General features: G+C 71.8%; 16 protein-coding genes and 1 tRNA gene. 4 read left to right on the forward strand and 13 right to left on the reverse strand.

Annotated features, from left to right (window positions below; translation table 11 throughout):
• Positions 1-3 precede the first annotated feature (3 nt).
• The 5 genes from ACIQUC_RS03155 to polA form a co-directional block, all read right to left on the reverse strand.
• Entirely contained in the window at positions 4-1,035 is a 1,032-nt protein-coding gene (locus ACIQUC_RS03155) for a BPSS1187 family protein (protein ID WP_402263126.1), read from the reverse strand.
• The gene (coaE, locus tag ACIQUC_RS03160) at positions 1,032-1,634 is read right to left on the reverse strand and encodes a dephospho-CoA kinase (RefSeq protein ID WP_402263129.1); all 603 of its coding nucleotides are present in this window, start codon (positions 1,632-1,634) and stop codon (positions 1,032-1,034) included. The genes ACIQUC_RS03155 and coaE overlap by 4 nt, the downstream gene beginning before the upstream one ends.
• Before the next feature lie 94 nt (positions 1,635-1,728).
• Complete coding sequence (gene rpsA / locus ACIQUC_RS03165; protein ID WP_402263131.1) at positions 1,729-3,189, reverse strand: 30S ribosomal protein S1; 1,461 nt, start codon at positions 3,187-3,189, stop codon at positions 1,729-1,731.
• Positions 3,190-3,378: 189 nt separating this feature from the next.
• Entirely contained in the window at positions 3,379-5,058 is a 1,680-nt protein-coding gene (locus tag ACIQUC_RS03170) for a DUF885 domain-containing protein (RefSeq protein ID WP_402263134.1), read from the reverse strand.
• A 162-nt stretch (positions 5,059-5,220) separates the two neighbouring features.
• Positions 5,221-7,893, reverse strand: coding sequence for a DNA polymerase I (gene polA, locus ACIQUC_RS03175; RefSeq protein WP_402263136.1), 2,673 nt, complete (start codon positions 7,891-7,893; stop codon positions 5,221-5,223).
• Positions 7,894-7,993: 100 nt separating this feature from the next.
• Here polA and ACIQUC_RS03180 point away from each other — a divergent pair, with 100 nt between their 5' ends.
• On the forward strand, positions 7,994-8,362 hold the full coding sequence (locus ACIQUC_RS03180) for a PaaI family thioesterase (RefSeq protein WP_148286828.1): 369 nt from the start codon (positions 7,994-7,996) through the stop codon (positions 8,360-8,362).
• Between the two features lie 29 nt (positions 8,363-8,391).
• Positions 8,392-8,775 (forward strand): VOC family protein, encoded by a 384-nt coding sequence (locus tag ACIQUC_RS03185; RefSeq protein WP_022905564.1) that lies wholly within the window; start codon positions 8,392-8,394, stop codon positions 8,773-8,775.
• 4 nt (positions 8,776-8,779) lie between these two features.
• On the opposite strand, the gene ACIQUC_RS03190 is transcribed toward ACIQUC_RS03185, so the two are convergent.
• The 5 genes from ACIQUC_RS03190 to ACIQUC_RS03210 form a co-directional block, all read right to left on the reverse strand.
• Positions 8,780-9,250, reverse strand: a complete 471-nt coding sequence (locus ACIQUC_RS03190; RefSeq protein WP_402263139.1) for a GNAT family N-acetyltransferase — start codon at positions 9,248-9,250, stop codon at positions 8,780-8,782.
• Between the two features lie 129 nt (positions 9,251-9,379).
• Positions 9,380-9,985, reverse strand: coding sequence for an ANTAR domain-containing response regulator (locus tag ACIQUC_RS03195; protein ID WP_022905562.1), 606 nt, complete (start codon positions 9,983-9,985; stop codon positions 9,380-9,382).
• 168 nt (positions 9,986-10,153) lie between these two features.
• Positions 10,154-10,234: transfer RNA gene (locus tag ACIQUC_RS03200), tRNA-Leu, on the reverse strand.
• 9 nt (positions 10,235-10,243) lie between these two features.
• Positions 10,244-11,791: an ATP-binding protein gene (locus tag ACIQUC_RS03205; protein ID WP_402263821.1), complete on the reverse strand. Its 1,548-nt coding sequence runs from the start codon at positions 11,789-11,791 to the stop codon at positions 10,244-10,246.
• Positions 11,791-12,474, reverse strand: a complete 684-nt coding sequence (locus ACIQUC_RS03210; protein WP_042723507.1) for a response regulator transcription factor — start codon at positions 12,472-12,474, stop codon at positions 11,791-11,793. The genes ACIQUC_RS03205 and ACIQUC_RS03210 overlap by 1 nt, the downstream gene beginning before the upstream one ends.
• A 159-nt stretch (positions 12,475-12,633) precedes the next feature.
• Here ACIQUC_RS03210 and ACIQUC_RS03215 point away from each other — a divergent pair, with 159 nt between their 5' ends.
• On the forward strand, positions 12,634-13,143 hold the full coding sequence (locus tag ACIQUC_RS03215) for a hypothetical protein (RefSeq protein ID WP_402263143.1): 510 nt from the start codon (positions 12,634-12,636) through the stop codon (positions 13,141-13,143).
• A gap of 80 nt (positions 13,144-13,223) precedes the next feature.
• On the opposite strand, the gene ACIQUC_RS03220 is transcribed toward ACIQUC_RS03215, so the two are convergent.
• From ACIQUC_RS03220 to ACIQUC_RS03230, 3 genes are read right to left on the reverse strand one after another with little or no spacing between them, the layout of a single operon-like run.
• Positions 13,224-14,396, reverse strand: coding sequence for a GAF domain-containing protein (locus ACIQUC_RS03220; protein ID WP_022905558.1), 1,173 nt, complete (start codon positions 14,394-14,396; stop codon positions 13,224-13,226).
• A gap of 45 nt (positions 14,397-14,441) precedes the next feature.
• Complete coding sequence (locus tag ACIQUC_RS03225) at positions 14,442-14,873, reverse strand: DUF779 domain-containing protein (protein ID WP_022905557.1); 432 nt, start codon at positions 14,871-14,873, stop codon at positions 14,442-14,444.
• Positions 14,873-16,414 carry an aldehyde dehydrogenase family protein gene (locus tag ACIQUC_RS03230; RefSeq protein ID WP_402263146.1) on the reverse strand — a complete coding sequence of 514 codons (1,542 nt, stop codon included), beginning with the start codon at positions 16,412-16,414 and terminating at the stop codon, positions 14,873-14,875. Before ACIQUC_RS03230 ends, ACIQUC_RS03225 begins: the two co-directional genes overlap by 1 nt.
• 169 nt (positions 16,415-16,583) lie before the next feature.
• On the opposite strand from ACIQUC_RS03230, the gene ACIQUC_RS03235 reads away from it, so the two are divergent.
• Positions 16,584-17,123 (forward strand): HdeD family acid-resistance protein, encoded by a 540-nt coding sequence (locus ACIQUC_RS03235; protein ID WP_402263149.1) that lies wholly within the window; start codon positions 16,584-16,586, stop codon positions 17,121-17,123.
• The last annotated feature ends 18 nt before the right edge of the window (positions 17,124-17,141 follow it).

Raw genomic sequence — 17,141 nt, forward strand, 5'->3', positions numbered from 1 at the left:
ATCCTATGACGGGTCCGAAGGGAACCGGTGGAGCAGCCACTGCCACAGCCCCTCCATCCGCGGGAGCCCGTCCGGACCGATCGGCGTCGAGTCCTTGATCGTCCGCGAGTGGCTCTCGCCCGGCGAACCGACCTGGATGTCCGTGAGGATCGCGTGGGGGTCCTGGCCGGCACCCGGGGGTGCGGTGTCGGTCCGGAACGGCCCGGTGTCGCCGTCGAGGCCGAGCACCTTCCACGACCCGCGGATCCGGGGCCCGAACACGTCGCGGACGTCGTCGATCGCGTACATCCGGTCGACCGGCGTCCTGCCGGGGCGGTCCATCCAGGCCGCGTGTTCGCTCCCGAGGGACTCCACGGGCGACGAGAACATCAGCGCCCCGCGGACCGAGCGGATGTGCGCGATGTACGCCGCTTCGCCGCCGCCCTGCGAGTGTCCGGCCACGACGATGTCCTTCCACGCGATGTCGGAGTCACCCTGCACGAAGCGCCCCCACCCGCCCTCGGGGTCGTGGTCGTCGAGGTACGCGATCGCGTCGCGGAACCGGGAGACGATCGACCCGGACGGCTCCACCGAACTGAACCGGGACGGACGGGTGCCGTCGAACCGGTTGCGCTGCACCGTGCCGTAGCAGCTCGGGTCCGCTTCGCAGGTCCCCGACAGGGTCTTGCCGAGGTTCCAGTAGTCGAGGCCGAGCACGTGGTAGCCGTCGCGCAGCGCCGTGGACAGGAACAGCTGGTAGTCGGCGGGACGGGCTCGGGTCGCCGGCAGGAAGAGCAGCAGCGGGCCACCCGAGTCGGTCCGTGCCGCGAAGTCGTCACGGTTCGGCTCGAGCCGCTGCCCGTTGATGGTGCCGAGTCGGAAGCGGTGGAACTCCCCCGCCGGACCGTGCTCGTCACCGCGTGGTCGATCGGCTGCGGCTACCCGGCCGTGCTCGGCCACGCGTTCCCCGCCGAGGACGTTCGCCGCGACGAGCGACGCGGCACCGATGACGACGAGGACGACGGCGGCGATGACGAGGAGCAGCCGGTGCTTCATCGGCCGACACGGTCCCAGACCGCGTCGGCGGAGCGGAGCGTGTCCGCGAGGCTCCCCGTGGCGTCCACCACGTGGTCGGCGAGTGCCAGCCGCTCGGCGTCGCTCGCCTGCGCGGCCACTCGGCGCTCGGCCTCGTCCCGGGGCATCCCGCGGTGCTCCACGAGGCGCTCGATGCGCTGAGCCGCGGGGGCGTCGACCACGACGACGGCGTCGAACCGCAGCGGCCGGCTCCCCCGGGCCTCGGCGAGGAGGGGCACGTCGTAGACCACGACGGCGTCGGGGTCCGCGCGCTCGGCGGCGTCGAAGGCCGCCTGGGCGAGACGCCACACCTCGGGGTGGGTGATCCCCTCGAGGTCCTTCCGCGCTGCGGCGTCGGCGAACACGATCGCGCCGAGCGCCGGCCGGTCGAGCGACCCGTCGGCCGCGATCACGCCGGGGCCGAACCGCTCGGCGACCTGCGCGAGGCCGGGACTGCCGGGGGCGACGGCGTCCCGGGCGAGCCGGTCGGCGTCGACGACGACCGCACCGTGCTCGGCCCACCGTCCGGAGACGGTCGACTTGCCCGCGGCGATGCCGCCCGTGAGACCGATGATGCGCACAGCGACAGGGTACCGACCCACGCCGCACGAACGGCCGGAAGCCCGGCACCCCTTCTCAGGGATGCCGGGCTTCCGGTGCGGGAGCGCTGCTCGATCAGTTGGTCGAGCTGAGCTTCTCGCGGAGCGCTGCGAGCGACGCGTCGTCGGCCAGGGTGCCCTGACCGTTCGACTCGGTCGCGAACGTCGACGACGAAGCGGTCGCCGGGAGGTCGAAGCCACCCTGCGCCTCGTCGGCGATGGTCTTCGCGACCTGCGCCTTGTGGGCTTCCCAACGCGCCTGGGCGGCGGCGTACTGGCCCTCCCACTCGGTGCGCTGGGTGTCGTAGCCCTCGAGCCACTCGTTCGTCTCCGGGTCGAAGCCGTCCGGGTACTTGTAGTCGCCCTTGTCGTCGTACTCGGTCGGCATGCCGTAGAGCGCCGGGTCGAACTCGGTGCCCTCGGGGTCCACGCCCTCGTTCGCCTGCTTGAGGCTGAGCGAGATGCGGCGACGGTCGAGGTCGATGTCGATGATCTTGACGAAGACCTCGTCGTTGACCGAGACGACCTGCTCGGCGAGCTCGACGTGCTTGTTCGAGAGCTCCGAGATGTGCACGAGGCCCTCGATGCCGTCGGCAACGCGGACGAAGGCACCGAACGGCACGAGCTTCGTGACCTTGCCCGGCGCGATCTGACCGATCGCGTGGGTGCGGGCGAAGACCTGCCACGGGTCTTCCTGCGTGGCCTTGAGCGAGAGCGACACGCGCTCGCGGTCCAGGTCCACCTCGAGGATCTCGACGGTGACTTCCTGGCCGACCTCGACGACCTCGCTGGCGTGCTCGATGTGCTTCCAGCTGAGCTCGGAGACGTGGACGAGACCGTCGACGCCGCCGAGGTCGACGAACGCACCGAAGTTGACGATCGACGACACGATGCCCTTGCGGACCTGGCCCTTGTGGAGGTTGTTGAGGAACGTGGTCCGGGACTCGGACTGCGTCTGCTCGAGCAGCGCGCGGCGCGAGAGGACGACGTTGTTGCGGTTCTTGTCCAGCTCGAGGATCTTCGCCTCGAGCTCCTGGCCGAGGTACGGCGTCAGGTCGCGGACGCGACGCAGCTCGATGAGCGAGGCCGGGAGGAAGCCGCGGAGACCGATGTCGACGATCAGGCCGCCCTTGACGACCTCGATGACCGTACCGGTCACGACGCCGTCGGACTCCTTGATCTTCTCGACGTCGCCCCAGGCGCGCTCGTACTGCGCACGCTTCTTCGACAGGATGAGGCGACCTTCCTTGTCCTCCTTCTGGAGAACCAGGGCCTCGACCTCGTCGCCGACCTCGACGACCTCGTTGGGGTCGACGTCGTGCTTGATGGAGAGCTCGCGCGAGGGGATGACACCCTCGGTCTTGTAACCGACGTCGAGGAGGACCTCGTCGCGGTCGATCTTCACGACGGTGCCGGAGATGAGGTCTCCGTCGTTGAAGAACTTCAGGGTCTTCTCGACCTCGGCCAGGAAGTCATCAGCCGAGCCGATGTCGTTGATGGCGACCTGCTTGGGAGCCTTGGTCGTGGTGGTTGTCATGTAGAGATTGCTCCGAACGGACATGAGTCGGGCCAGACGGCGAGGGAGCGACCCCCTGGTCCGAACCGGATGCCGGTTCGAGCCGTGCTGGCGATGTGTTTGATGAGCGCGGATTGCGCCGCACAAGTCTAACCGCAGCGGGCGAGCGCCCACAACCGGGCGTGTCGGTTCGTGACGACGCCCGGCGGATCAGTCGAGCAGGGCACTCCGGAGCGTGTCGAGCCCGATGCTGCCGAGCGCGAGCGCCCGGTGGTGGAACGCCTTCAGGTCGAAGGCGGCACCCTCGCGGGCCGCCACCTCGTCGCGGATCGACTCCCAGACGCGCTGCCCGACCTTGTACGACGGCGCCTGCCCGGGCCACCCGAAGTAGCGGGCGACCTCGAACTGGACGAACTCGTCGGACATGTTCACGTTCTGCCGCATGAAGTCGAGCGCGTACTCCCACGTCCACGCCCCGCCGTCGGGGTTCGTCTTCTGCAGGTGGACGCCGATGTCGAGCACCACACGAGCCGCACGCATCCGCTGCCCGTCGAGCATGCCGAGCCGGTCGCCGTCGTCGTCCAGGAAGCCGAGCTGCTCCATGAGGCGCTCGGCGTAGAGCGCCCAGCCCTCGACGTGGCCCGAGGACCCGGCCAGTTGCCGCCGCCACGTGTTCAGCTCGCCCCGGTTGTAGACGCCCTGGCTGATCTGCAGGTGGTGACCGGGGACGCCCTCGTGGTAGACCGTCGTCTTCTCGCGCCAGGTGCCGAACTCGGTGACGCCCTGCGGCACGGACCACCACATGCGGCCGGCGCGCGAGAAGTCGTCGGACGGGCCGGTGTAGTAGATCCCGCCCTCCTGCGTCGGCGCGATCCGGCACTCGAGGCGCTTGATCGGGTCGGCGATGTCGAAGTACCTGCCGTCCATCGCACGGATCGACTCGTCACTGGTCTCCTGCATCCACCGCTGCAGGGCGTCGGTGCCGTGCAGCACGCGGGCGGGGTCGGCGTCGAGGACCTCGATCGCCCGGGCGACGCTCGCGCCGGACTCGATGCGGTCGGCGATGCGCTCCTGCTCCGCACGCATCCGGGCGAGCTCCTCGATGCCCCACTGGTACGTCTCGTCGAGGTCGACGACCGCGCCCAGGAAGCGTCGGGAGTGCAGCTCGTACGCCTCGCGACCGACGGCGTCCACGGGCGTCGCGAGCGGCATGAGCTCGTGCTCGAGGAACTGCCCGAACGACCGGTAGGCGGCCGCGGCGACCTCGGCCCCGCGGGCCAGCTCGGCACGGAGCGCCTCGGGCACGGACCCGCCGTCGTCGAACGCGGCACCGTCGACGAGCTGTCGGAAGACACCGTCCTCGGCGCCGGTGCGGGTGGCCTGTTCGGCGATGAGCGCCACCTGGCGGCGCGCCGGCGTCACGTCCTCACGCGTGCCCTCGAGCAGGGTCTCGCGGATGCCCTCGATCGCGTCGGGGAGGGCGTGCAGACGGCTCGCGATGTCTTGCCAGTCGGACTCGGTCGCGGTCGGCATGAGGTCGAGGACGTCGCGCACCGACTGCGCCGGGCTGGCGATGACGTTGAGGTCGCGGAGGTGCAGCTTCCGGTCGAAGGACTCCTGGACGAGGTCCAGCTCGGCGCCGAGGTCCGTCTTCGTCACCCGGTCGACGGCGTCCACCGCGTCGGCAGCGTCCAGCGCGCGCTTCGCCGCACGCGCCGCGTCCGCGAGGGCCGCAGCACCGGCGGGCGACGTGTCGCCGTACTCCCCCGTCCGCCCCGGGACGCCGATGTACGTGGCGACGGTCGGGTCGAGGTCGACGAGGGTGGTCACCCAGTCCTCGGCGACCCGGTCGACGGCAGAGGGCTGGCGGACGGGACGATCATCGGTCATGTCCTCGACCCTATCCACGTCGGAGCACGACGTGGAACCCGTGGGACGGGAGGCGCGGTGCGAGCCCGCACCGTCCCTCCGGGCACGGCCGCCACGCCGTCGGCGCGTCGCGCCGGTACCGGCTGGTGGGGCCCAGCTCGCGGGCCGACAGGCGGTCGCGCGTCAGTGCGCCGCCGCCTCCCAGTTCGGGCCGACGCCGACGGACACGTCCAGCGGGACGCTGAGCTCGGCCGCACCGCCCATACGGGTGCGGAGGATGTCCTCGACCCGCTCCTGCTCGCCGGGAGCGACCTCGAGGATGAGCTCGTCGTGCACCTGCAGGAGCAGGTGGGAGTCCAGCCCGCCGTCGCGGAGGTCGGCGGCCACGCCGAGCATCGCGATCTTCATGATGTCGGCCGCCGATCCCTGGATCGGCGCGTTCAGGGCGGCGCGCTCGGCGTTCTCGCGGAGGACGCGGTTCGGGCTCTTCAGGTCCGGGAACGGACGACGACGACCGAAGATCGTCTCGGTGTAGCCGTCCTCGCGCGCCTGCTCGACGACGCCGCGCAGGTAGTCGCGGACCGAGCCGAACCGGGCGAAGTACTCGTTCATGAGCGTGCGCGCCTCGGACTGCTCGATGCGGAGCTGCTTCGACAGACCGAACGGGCTGAGGCCGTACGCGAGGCCGTAGGACATCGCCTTGACCTTCGTGCGCATCTCGGGCGTGACGTCGGCGGGTTCGACCGAGAACACCCGGGCGCCGACGAAACGGTGCAGGTCCTCGCCCTCGTTGAAGGCCTGGATCAGCCCCGGGTCACCGGACAGGTGCGCCATGATGCGCATCTCGATCTGCGAGTAGTCGGCGGTGATGAGCGTCGTGTAGGGCTCGGCGACGGCGAACGCCGAGCGCACGCGACGCCCGACCGCGGTCTTCACCGGGATGTTCTGCAGGTTCGGGTCGGTCGACGAGATCCGGCCGGTGCTGCTGCCGGTCTGCTCGTACCGGGTGTGGATGCGACCGTCGACGACCGCGGCGTCCAGCGTGTCGACGATCTGCCGGAGCTTCGTGGCGTCACGGTGCTGCAGCAGCAGGCCGAGGAACGGGTGCGGGTGCTGCTCCTGCAGGTCGGTGAGGCTGGCGGCGTCGGTCGAGAACCCGGTCTTGGTCTTGCGGGTCTTCGGCATCGCGAGCTCGGTGAAGAGCACTTCCTGCAGCTGCTTGGGCGACCCGAGGTTCACCTCGTGCCCGATCTCGGCGAAGGCCTGCTGCGCGAGTTCGGCCGCGCGCTCCCCGAGGTCGTGCGAGAGCCCGGTGAGCACGGGACGGTCGATCGCGACGCCGGTGGTCTCCATGCCGGCGAGGACCGGCACGAGCGGGAGCTCGATGTCGTCGAGGACCCGCAGCGACGACTCGTCGAGGCGGGCACGCAGCGCCGTCGTGACCCGCAGCACGAACCACGCGTGCACGCCGACGTTCACCGGGTCGGTCTCGGGGACGAGCTGGTTCGGGTCGGCCGTCGGCAGCTCTTCGCCGAGCTCCTGGTAGACGAGGTCGGCGAGCGGCTGTCCCTGCTTGCCCGGCTGTGCGAGCCACCCGATCAGGCGGGCGTCCCCGGCGATGCCGTTCACCTCGAACCCGGCCGTGGCCAGCGCCTTGATCGCGGTCTTGGCGTCGTGGAAGTGCTTCGGGGCGTCGGACGCGAACCACGCCGAGAGCTGCTCGTAGTCCTTCGCGCCGCTGCCGCCGGGGACGAGGACCGCGTCGTCGTGCGTCGCGATGCCGATGGCGCTGAGGCGTCCGTCGATGACCTCGACGGCGACGCCGTAGCCGTTCGCCGCCTCGGCCGCGTTGCGACGCTCGAGCCAGTAGCCGAGTTCCTCGTCGATGAGGGTCTTGACCGACGGCGGCGTCGGCGCTCCGCTGTCGACCGACCCCGCGGTCTCGGTGGCGTCGGACGGCTCACCGGTGCCCGCGACCTTGAACACGCGGTCGAGCAACGTGCGGAACTGCAGCTTGGCGAAGAGCTCGCGCACCGCGGTCTCGTCGAGGGGCCGCAGCGCGACGTCGGCCGGGCCCACGGGGAGCTCGACGTCGTTGACGAGACGGTTCAGCTTGCGGTTGCGGATCGCGCGGTCCCGCTGCTCGCGGAGGTTGTTGCCGACGACGCCCTTGATCTCGTCGGCGTGCTCGAGCACCCCGTCGAGCGAACCGTACTGGGTGATCCACTTGACGGCGGTCTTCTCGCCGACCTTGTCGATGCCGATGAGGTTGTCGCTGGTCTCCCCCACGAGCGCGGCGATGTCGGGGTACTGGTGCGGCTCGATGCCGTAGCGCTCGTAGACCTTGTCGCGGTCGTAGCGGGTGAGCTCGGAGACGCCGCGGACGGACGGGTACAGCAGCGTGACGTCGTCGTTCACGAGCTGGATGGAGTCGCGGTCGCCGGACACCACGTACACCTGGTAGCCCTGCTCGGCGCCCTGGCGGGCGAAGGTGGCGAGGATGTCGTCGGCCTCGTAGTCCTCCTTCGTCACGGTCGTGATGCCCATCGCCTCGAGCGCCTGCTGCAGCAGCGGGATCTGCCCCTTGAACTCGGCCGGGGTCTCGGAACGGGTGCCTTTGTAGTCCTCGTACTCGCGGGTGCGGAACGAGAACCGTGAGATGTCGAACGCGACCGCGAGGTGGGTCGGCTTCTCCCGCTGGAGCAGCATCAGCAGCATCGAGATGAAGCCGTGGATGGCGTTCGTGTGCTGCCCGTCGCGGTTCACGAAGCTGTCGACCGGCAGCGCGTAGAAGGCCCGGAAGGCGAGCGAGTGGCCGTCGATGACCATGAGGGTAGGCTTTGCGGAGTCCGACACCCGGACAGCCTACCGACGCCATCCGACACGGGAGTCCGCCAGCGTGACCGACGAAGCCACCTCCACGAAGGGCGTCGACGGACGGCTCGCCGACCGCGGCATGGGCGAGCTCGCCGAGAAGATGGGCATGGTCATCACGGAGCTCTCCGCCGAGCGCGCCGTGGGGACGATCCCGGTCGAGGGCAACCGGCAGCCGGTCGGGCTGCTGCACGGCGGCGCGTACGTCGTGCTCGCCGAGAGCCTCGGGTCGATGGCCGCGAACGTGCACGCCGGTCCCGGCCGGTACGCCGTCGGCATCGAGCTGAACGCCTCGCACTCCCGGAGCGCCACGAGCGGCCTGGTGACCGGCACCTGCACGGCGCTGCACCTGGGGAACACGCTCACCACGCACGAGATCGTCCTCACCGACGACCAGGGGCGGCGCTGCTCCACCGTGCGCATCACCAACATGATCCGCGAAGCCCGCTGATCCCGGCGGGCGTCACGAAGGAGTGACCCGTGCCCGCCACCGACTGGAGGATCGAACTGATCCTCGTCCCCGTCAGCGACGTCGACCGATCCCGCGCGTTCTACGAACGGATCGGCTTCTCGATCGACCACGACCAGCGCGTCTCCGACGAGCTCCGCTTCGTGCAGGCCACCCCGCCCGGGTCGGCCTGCTCCATCGCGTTCGGCGAGGGCATCATGTCGCCGGACGTCGTCCCGGGTTCGCTCAAGTCGATCCAGGTCGTCGTGCCGGACGCCGACGAGGCGCTCGCGCACCTGCAGGGGCTCGGCGTCGACGCGATCGGCGTGGACGAGCTGGCCTGGGGTCGCTTCGTCTTCTTCACCGACCCCGACCGGAACGCCTGGACCCTGCAGGAGCTGCCGTCGCGCGGGTGACGGGTCAGTCCTCGGGCGGCCGCTGCAGCAGCAGTCGTGCATCGCCGAACCCGAGGCGGCGGTAGAGCGTCTCGCCCTCGACGCTCGAGTGCACCGACGTCCGCTCGACACCGAGCTCGTCCGCGACGTCGAGCAATGCGGTCACGAGACGCTTCGCGACACCGGCGCCCCGCAGGTCGGGGTGGACGTAGACGGTCTGCACATCCGCGGTGAGCCGCCGTTCAGGGCGGTCCGGGGTCGGGGGCCGTGCGACGAGCCCGAGCCACGCCATGCCGACCACCCGCCCGTCGCGCTCAGCGACGACGCAGCGGTGGGTCTCGGGGTGGGCGGCGGCGAACGCCGACATCGCCTCGCGGTAATCGTCCGGGGTCGCGCCCGGCGTCGCACCGCCTTCGCCGACGCTCCACCGCCAGCGCAGGTCGGCCACCGCCGGCATGTCGTCGGGCCGGGAGGCACGGATCACCACGTCGTCCATCGCTCCACCCTGCCAGGTGGTCGGGTCCACCGCAGCAGACCACCGGGCCGCCGCACCCGGTCCGTCGACGGACGACGAGAGCGCCGCCTCCCCGAGGGGAGACGGCGCTCTCGTGCGAGCGACGGGGCGCTACTTCTTGGCGCTGAGCTGCTCGATGATCGCCTTGGCGACGTCGTGCATGGTCAGCCGACGGTCCATCGAGGCCTTCTGGATCCAGCGGAACGCCTCGGGCTCGGTGAGGCCCATCTTCTCGTTGAGCAGGCCCTTGGCCCGGTCGACGAGCTTGCGGGTCTCGAAGCGCTCGACGAGGTCGGCGACCTCGGCCTCGAGCGTGATGATCTGCTGGTGCCGCGAGAGGGCGATCTCGATCGCGGGGAGCAGGTCGTTCGGCGTGAACGGCTTGACGACGTAGGCGAGGGCGCCGGCCTCGGTCGCACGCTCGACGAGGTCCTTCTGGCTGAACGCCGTGAGGAGGACCACGGGGGCGATGTGGTTCTTCGAGAGCTTCTCGGCGGCGGAGATGCCGTCGAGCTGCGGCATCTTGACGTCCATCACGACGAGGTCGGGACGGAGGTCGGTGGCGAGCTGCACGGCGGTCTCGCCGTCACCCGCTTCGCCGACGACGTCGAACCCGTTGTCGCGGAGGATCTCGACGATGTCGAGGCGGATGAGCGACTCGTCCTCGGCGACGACGACGCGACGGGGTGCTGTTGCAGTTGCTTCTGTGTCACTCACACGCAAGAGCCTACTAGACACCGGAACGCGCGTTCGTCAGGCGGCGGATGCCGCGTTGTACGAGTGGCGGGACGGTCGTACCAGGACTGCCCCGCACGCCGTGAGCCGCGTTGTACGAGTGGCGGGACGGTCGGACCAGGACTGTCCCGCACGCCGTGAGCCGCGTTGTACGAGTGGCGGGACTCGAACCCGCACGCCGTGAGGCAGAGCATTTTGAGTGCCCCGTGTCTACCGTTCCACCACACTCGCTGGCGGACATCAGGCTAGCAGGGCGCCCGCCCTCGGACGCGCACCCTCCGGCACCGTCGGGCTCGTCGCGAGGCGCAGCTCGAAGACCGCGCCACCGAGGTCCCCGTCGGGCCCGTGGACGAGCGACCCGCCGTGCGCGAGCGCGATGCCCCGGGCGATGGGGAGCCCGAGCCCCGCCCCACCGGAGCGGACGTCCCGGGCGTCCTCGAGCCGGACCAGCCGGTCGAAGACGCGCTCGCGGTCGGCTGCCGGGATGCCCGGGCCGTCGTCCTCGACCCGGAGTAGCGCGTCGTCCGGCCCCGCGCGGAGCGTCAGCCGGACGCTGCCCGTCCCACCGGTCGCCCGCGCGGCGTTGTCGACCAGGTTGCCGAGGACCTGCGCGAGCCGGTCCGGGTCCACGTCGGCGTCGACCGCGTGGTCCGGGACGTCGAGGTCGAGCTCCACCACGGGGAGCCGGATCCGGAGCCGATCGGCCTCGGCACGCAGCCAGTCGACGAGGTCGGTGCGGCGTCGGTCGAGGGCGATGCCCCGGTCGAGGCGCGCCATCGTGAGCATGTCGTCGACGAGGCGTGCCGCGCGGTCGGCCTGCCGGACGACGTGCACGGCCAGGACCTCGTTCGTCGCGGGGTCGTCCGGTCCGTTCCGGACCAGGGTGTCCGCGGCCGCGCGGACGCCGGCGACAGGGGTGCGGAGTTCGTGGGCCGCGTCGGAGAGGAACGCGCGGACCCGTTCCTCGGCGGCGACCGCCTGCGCCTCGGCGCCCTCGACCGCATCGAGCATCTCGTCGAGGGCGAGTGCGACCCGGCCGATCTCGGTGTCGGTGCGTGACGGGCGGAGCCGCCGTCCACGGTCGCCCGCGGTGATGGAGCGGGCCGCCCGGGTCATCTCGTCGAGCGGCCGCAGGGAGCGGCGGACGACGAGCACGACACCCACGACGGCGACCCCGAGGAACGCGGCCGACGCCCCGCCCATGACCCAGCCGAGCTGCGTCAGGGTCTCCTGCACGTCGCGGGTCCCCGCGGTCAGGGTGATGCGGGTTCCGTCGGCGAGGTCGGAGCGGAGCGTGAGCACCCCGTCGTCCTCGTGCACCGACGAGGACGTGATGGTCGCTCCGGCGGTGGCGGACGACGCCGTGCCGGAAGACCCCGAGCCGGACGACGCTGTGCCGTCCGACGGCGTGCCGTTCGACCCCGACGCGCTCGTCCCCGCCGACCGCGGTGCCGGACCCGGCAGTGTGCCCGGGTCGGGCGGACCCTTCCGGAGCTGCTCCGGGCTGGGCCCCGCCTCGACCGCGGCGCCGTCGGGCTCGACGATCCGCACCGAGAGTCCCTGGGCGGACAACCGGTCGGCGAGGTCGCTCGCGTCGAGCACCCCGACGAGCGCGGCGGCGGCCGAGGCGCGGTCGCGCAGACGGTCCTCGACCTGGGCGGTCAGACGGGCGCCGAGCACGGCCTCGACCGCGACGACGAGGGCCGTGAGCAGGACGGTGAGGAGCACGAGGATGGCGATCACCGTCCGCAGGCGCAGCGAGGTGGTGCGCAGCCGATCGTCGCGCATCACGCTGCACCCCGGTCGACGGCGAGCCGGTACCCGAGGCCCCGGACGGTGTGCACGAGCCGCGGACCGTGCGCCTCCATCTTCCGCCGCAACGCGCTCAGGTGGACCTCGACCAGGTTCGGCGCGATGTCCTCGTAGCCCCAGACCTGCGTCGTGATCTGCCCCTTCGACACGGTCCGTCCCCGGCTCTCAGCGAGGAACCGGAGCAGCCGGAACTCGGTCGCGGTCAGGTCGAGCAGCACGCCGCCACGCCGGACCGTCGACCCGTCGGGGTCGAGGACGAGGTCGCCCACCTCGATCACGGACGGCACCCGCCCGCGCCGCCGGAGCACGGCCGTGACGCGGGCGACGAGCTCGGCCATCGCGAACGGCTTCACCACGTAGTCGTCGGCACCCTCGGCGAAGCCGCGGAGTCGGTCGTCGAGCTCGTCGCGCGCGGTGGTCATCACGACCGCGGCGTCCGAGCGGGCGCGGATGCGGGCGGCCAGCAGGATGCCGCTCGGCCCGGGGAGCATCCAGTCCAGCAGGACGAGGTCCGGGGCGGTGCGGTCCAGGTCGGCCGCGATGGAGCGGCCGTCGGCGACCTCTGCGACGGTGAAGCCCTCGGCGCGGAGGGTCGTCACGACGGCGGTGCGGAGGGAGTCGTCGTCCTCGACCACCAGGATGCGTGCGGGTGCGTTCACGGCGGCCACGGTAGGGCGGTTCCGCCAGCACGGAGCATGGAACGAGCTGGAGAACCCCTGTGCGCAGCAGATGCTTCAGTCCTGCTTCAGATTCGAACCCGACCGTCGTCCTCGTCGGCGGACCGCCCCGGTCGACCGACGGACGAACAGGAGATCACCATGCAGGACGAACAGCCCACCACGCGTCGCCGGACCCTCCGGGCGGTCGGCATCGGTTCCGCCGCGGCGGCCGTGCTGGTCCTCGGCGGGATCGGGGTCAGCGCGGCGATGGCCGCCCCCGCCGCACCGAGCTCGGCCGCGACCGGCGCGCCGACCGCCGGCCCGAGCGGCGCCCCGACCGGCGCCCCGACGGACGGTCCCGCCGCCGGCCCCGGCACGAAGGACGGCGGCGCGGGCTCCGCCCCCGGATGCGTCGCCGGCCCGCTCGCCGACGGGAAGGCGCCCACCCCGCCGAAGGACGGCACGGCACCCACCCCGCCGAAGGACGGGACGGCACCCACCCCGCCGAAGGACGGCACGGCACCCACCCCGCCCAAGGACGGCACGGCACCCACCCCGCCCAAGGACGGCACGGCACCCACCCAGCCCAAGGACGGGACGGCACCGACCCCGCCCGCCGCTCCCGGGTCCGACGCCACCTCGACGCCGGAACCGACGACCGGGTCCTGAGCACCCCGCACCCGCCGCGGGAGGCGCGTGCCGTCGGCCGACGGACCGACGCGTGCCGCGCCTCCCGACCGGCGGAGCCCTCAGGGACGCTCGATCGCCTCGATCGCCGCCACCACGCTCGCGCGCCGCGGCGATCGACGCGGCAGTGCCGCGAGCAGCGCCAGCAGCACCTGCTCGTCGGCTGCGCCGTCCGCGGTGCGCGCCCAGGCCTGCAGCGCGTCGACGCCGCCGTCCTGCAGGAGCGACTCACGGAACCGTGACCGGACCCGGTCGCGCAGGTCGTCGACACCCGGCGACGCGGAACCCGGCAGGACCGGTCCCGTGTAGCGGTCGACAGCCTGGAGGCGCGCCCCGCGGTCGAGCGCGGACAGCACCGTCTCGACGTCGGTGCGGATGCCCTGCAGGCGGTACGGCCTGGACGTGAGCCGCGCGTCGAGCCCGTGGTGCGCGAGGACGCGCCGGAGGCGCACCACCTCGGCGCGCAGCGTCTGGACGGCGCGGGCATCGCCGTAGACCGCGACCGCGAGGTCCGCGGCCGCCAGCCCTTCGGGGCTCGCTGCGAGCACCGCCAGGATCTCCGAGTGCCGCTCGGACAGCCTGGTCGACCGCGTGCCGACGTGCAGCGTCGCGGTGTCGGCGCCGAGCAGGGTGAGCTCCGCCGACGCGACGGGTCCCGGACGGGTGGTCCGTGCCGAGAGGGCCGCAAGCGCGAGCTCCGCCTCGGCCGCCGCGGCCGTCGCGGTCAGGAGCGGGAGGGTGTGGCGCTCGACCGCGCGGTCGTCGCCCGTGATGTCGAGCGCGCCGACGACCGTGCCGGCGGCGTCGCGGAGCGGGACGGCCGTGCACGAGAACCCCTTCACCGCGGTCGCGTAGTGCTCCTCGGCGTGGATCTGGACCGCGCGCCCGAGCCGGAGCGCCGTCCCGGGGGCGCTCGTCCCGGCTCGGTCCTCGGCCCAGTCGGCGCCGGGGACGAACCCCATGCCCTCCGCCGCGCGCCGGGCGGACCGTGCGCCGTCCACCCAGACGAGCCGACCCGTCGCGTCGGCGACCGCGACGACGCACCCGGCCGAGCGGACGTCGTCGAGCAGGAGCCGACGGACGACCGGCAGTGCCGTGCCGAGCGGGCCCGCGCGGCGGAGCGCGTCGAGCTCGTCCTCGCCGAGCGAGGGCGTCGGCACGGCGTCCGGGTCGACGCGGGCGGAGCGACGCCAGGACGCGGCGACGAGCGGACGGAGACCGGACGGTTCGCGCATGCGCCCTCCTGTCCGGTCCCCGTCGCGTCGTCGCGACCGGTGCGGTCAGCCTACGTCGGGTGCCGCGCGCGGGCCAGGGCCGACGAGGCCGAGATCCGCGAGTTCGCCCTCGTCGAGCATCCGGGACCGGGTGAGGAACCGCTTGCCCTCCGGCACCTCGAGGGAGAACCCGGCGCCGCGACCGTCCACGACGTCGATCGTGAGGTGGGTGTACTTCCAGTACTCGAACTGCGAGCGGGACATGTAGACCTCGACGGGCGCGATGCCGTCGACCTCGAGCGCGCCGAGGAGCACGTCGCCGGAGCCGGTGGTGAACATCCCGACCGGGTAGCACATCGGGCTGGAGCCGTCGCAGCACCCGCCCGACTGGTGGAACATCAGCGGGCCGTGCCGGGCGGCGAGGGAGCCCAGGAGCGCCGCCGCCGCCGGTGTCACGGCCACCCGGGCGGTCGTGGGCCGGTCGTCGGTGTGCGGCATCAGAAGAAGCCCATCGGACCCTCGGCGTAGGACACGAGGAGGTTCTTCGTCTGCTGGTAGTGCTCCAGCATCATCTTGTGGTTCTCCCGCCCGATGCCGGACTGCTTGTAGCCGCCGAACGCCGCGCCCGCCGGGTACTGGTGGTACGTGTTCTCCCACACACGACCCGCCTGGATGTCGCGGCCGGCGCGGTAGAGCGTGGTGGCCTCGCGGCTCCACACCCCGGCGCCGAGGCCGTAGAGCGTGTCGTTGGCGATCGAGATCGCGTCGTCGTAGCCGCTGAACGACGTCAGTGCGAGGACGGGGCCGAAGATCTCCTCCTGGAAGATCCGCATCGAGTTGTCGCCCTCGAACACGGTCGGCTGGACGTAGTAGCCACCCGACAGCTCGCCGCCGAGGTCGGCCCGCTCGCCGCCGGTGAGGAGCTTCGCGCCCTCCTGCTTGCCGATGTCGATGTAGCTCAGGATCTTCTCGAGCTGGTCGTTCGACGCCTGCGCCCCGATCATCGTGGCGAGGTCGAGCGGGTGGCCCTGCTTGACCGCACGGACCCGGTCGAGGCCGTCGGCGACGAAGCCGTCGTAGATCTCCTTCGCCACGAGGGCTCGGGACGGACACGTGCAGACCTCGCCCTGGTTGAGGTTGAAGAAGGCGAACCCCTCGAGCGCCTTGTCGTAGAAGGCGTCCTTCTCCTGGGCCACGTCGGCGAAGAAGAGGTTCGGGCTCTTGCCGCCGAGTTCGAGCGTCACCGGGATGAGGTTCTGCGAGGCGTACTGCATGATCAACCGGCCCGTGGTCGTCTCGCCGGTGAACGCGACCTTGCGGATGTCCGGGTGCTGCGCGAGTGGTGCGCCGACCTCGATGCCGAAGCCGTTCACGACGTTGAGCACACCGGCGGGGAGCAGGTCACCGATCAGGTCGATGAGGACGTGGATGGACGCCGGCGTCTGCTCGGCGGGCTTCAGGACGACGCAGTTGCCCGCGGCCAGGGCGGGTGCGAGCTTCCACACCGCCATCAGGATCGGGAAGTTCCACGGGATGATCTGGCCGACGACCCCGAGCGGCTCGTGGAAGTGGTACGCCACGGTGTCGTGGTCGATCTCCCCCGTCGACCCCTCCTGCGCTCGGATCGCCCCGGCGAAGTAGCGGAAGTGGTCGATGGCCAGCGGGATGTCCGCGCCGATCGTCTCGCGGATGGGCTTGCCGTTCTCCCACGTCTCGGCGACGGCCAGGGACTCGAGGTTCTGCTCCATCCGGTCGGCGATGCGGTTGAGGATCGCGGCGCGTTCGGCGACACTCGTCCGGCCCCAGGCGGGGAAGGCCTTCCACGCGGCCTCGACCGCCCGGTCGACGTCGGTGGAGTCCCCGCGGGCGATCTCGGTGAAGACCTTGCCGGTGACGGGTGTGGGGTTCTCGAAGTACTGACCCCCGGCCGGCGGGACGTACGCGCCGCCGATGTAGTGGTCGTACCGGGAGCGGAACGAGACGAGTGAGCCCTCCTCGCCGGGTGCGGCGTAGGTGGAGGGGGACGGTGCGATGGTCATGGTGGACACCTTTCGACGACGCTGTCGGGGCGCTGGATCCGCGCCTGCCCGAACGCTACGACCGTCGGGGTTGCATCCGGTTGCATCCCGGTTGCACCCGGCGGCCCGAACGGACCCCGGCCGGTCGAGGTAGCGTCGTTGCGAGCAGACCTGACAGGGAGGAGTGCTCGTGGATTCTCGTGCCGTCCGCACGTTCCGGGTGTTCGTCGTCGTCACCGCCATCGTCGCCGTCGTGCTCGGCGTCGTCGCGATCGTCTGGCCCAGGCCGTCCCTCGTCGTGGTGGCGTTGCTCTTCGGCGTGTACCTCGTGGTCGCCGGTGCCCTCCGAGTGTTCGCCGCCGTGCGCGGCCACGGGACCCCGGCGGTGTGGCGGTGGACGTCCGGCATCGTCGGCGGACTCGTCGGCGTCGCCGGGCTCGTGACGCTGCTCGACCCCGCCGTCCCGCTCCTCGTCTACGCGGTGCTCGCGGGCGTCGGCTTCATCGTCGAGGGGATCGCGTCGCTGGTGGGCGCGTTCGTCGGACACCCCGGGTCCTCGCGGATCCCGTCCGTCGTCAGTGGCGTGCTGTCGATCCTCGGTGGCGTGGTCGTGCTCGTCGCGCCGGGCCTGGCGTTGACCGTCTTCATGGTCTTCTCCGGGATCGCGCTGATCGTCGTCGGCGCCGCGGCCCTGCTGCTGCTCCCGCCCCGGGCAGCTCTCCGCCGGTAACGGCATCCCGCCAGGCCC

Origin of the sequence: Curtobacterium sp. NPDC098951, from assembly GCF_044759965.1 — a bacterium.
Taxonomy (GTDB): Bacteria; Actinomycetota; Actinomycetes; order Actinomycetales; family Microbacteriaceae; genus Curtobacterium.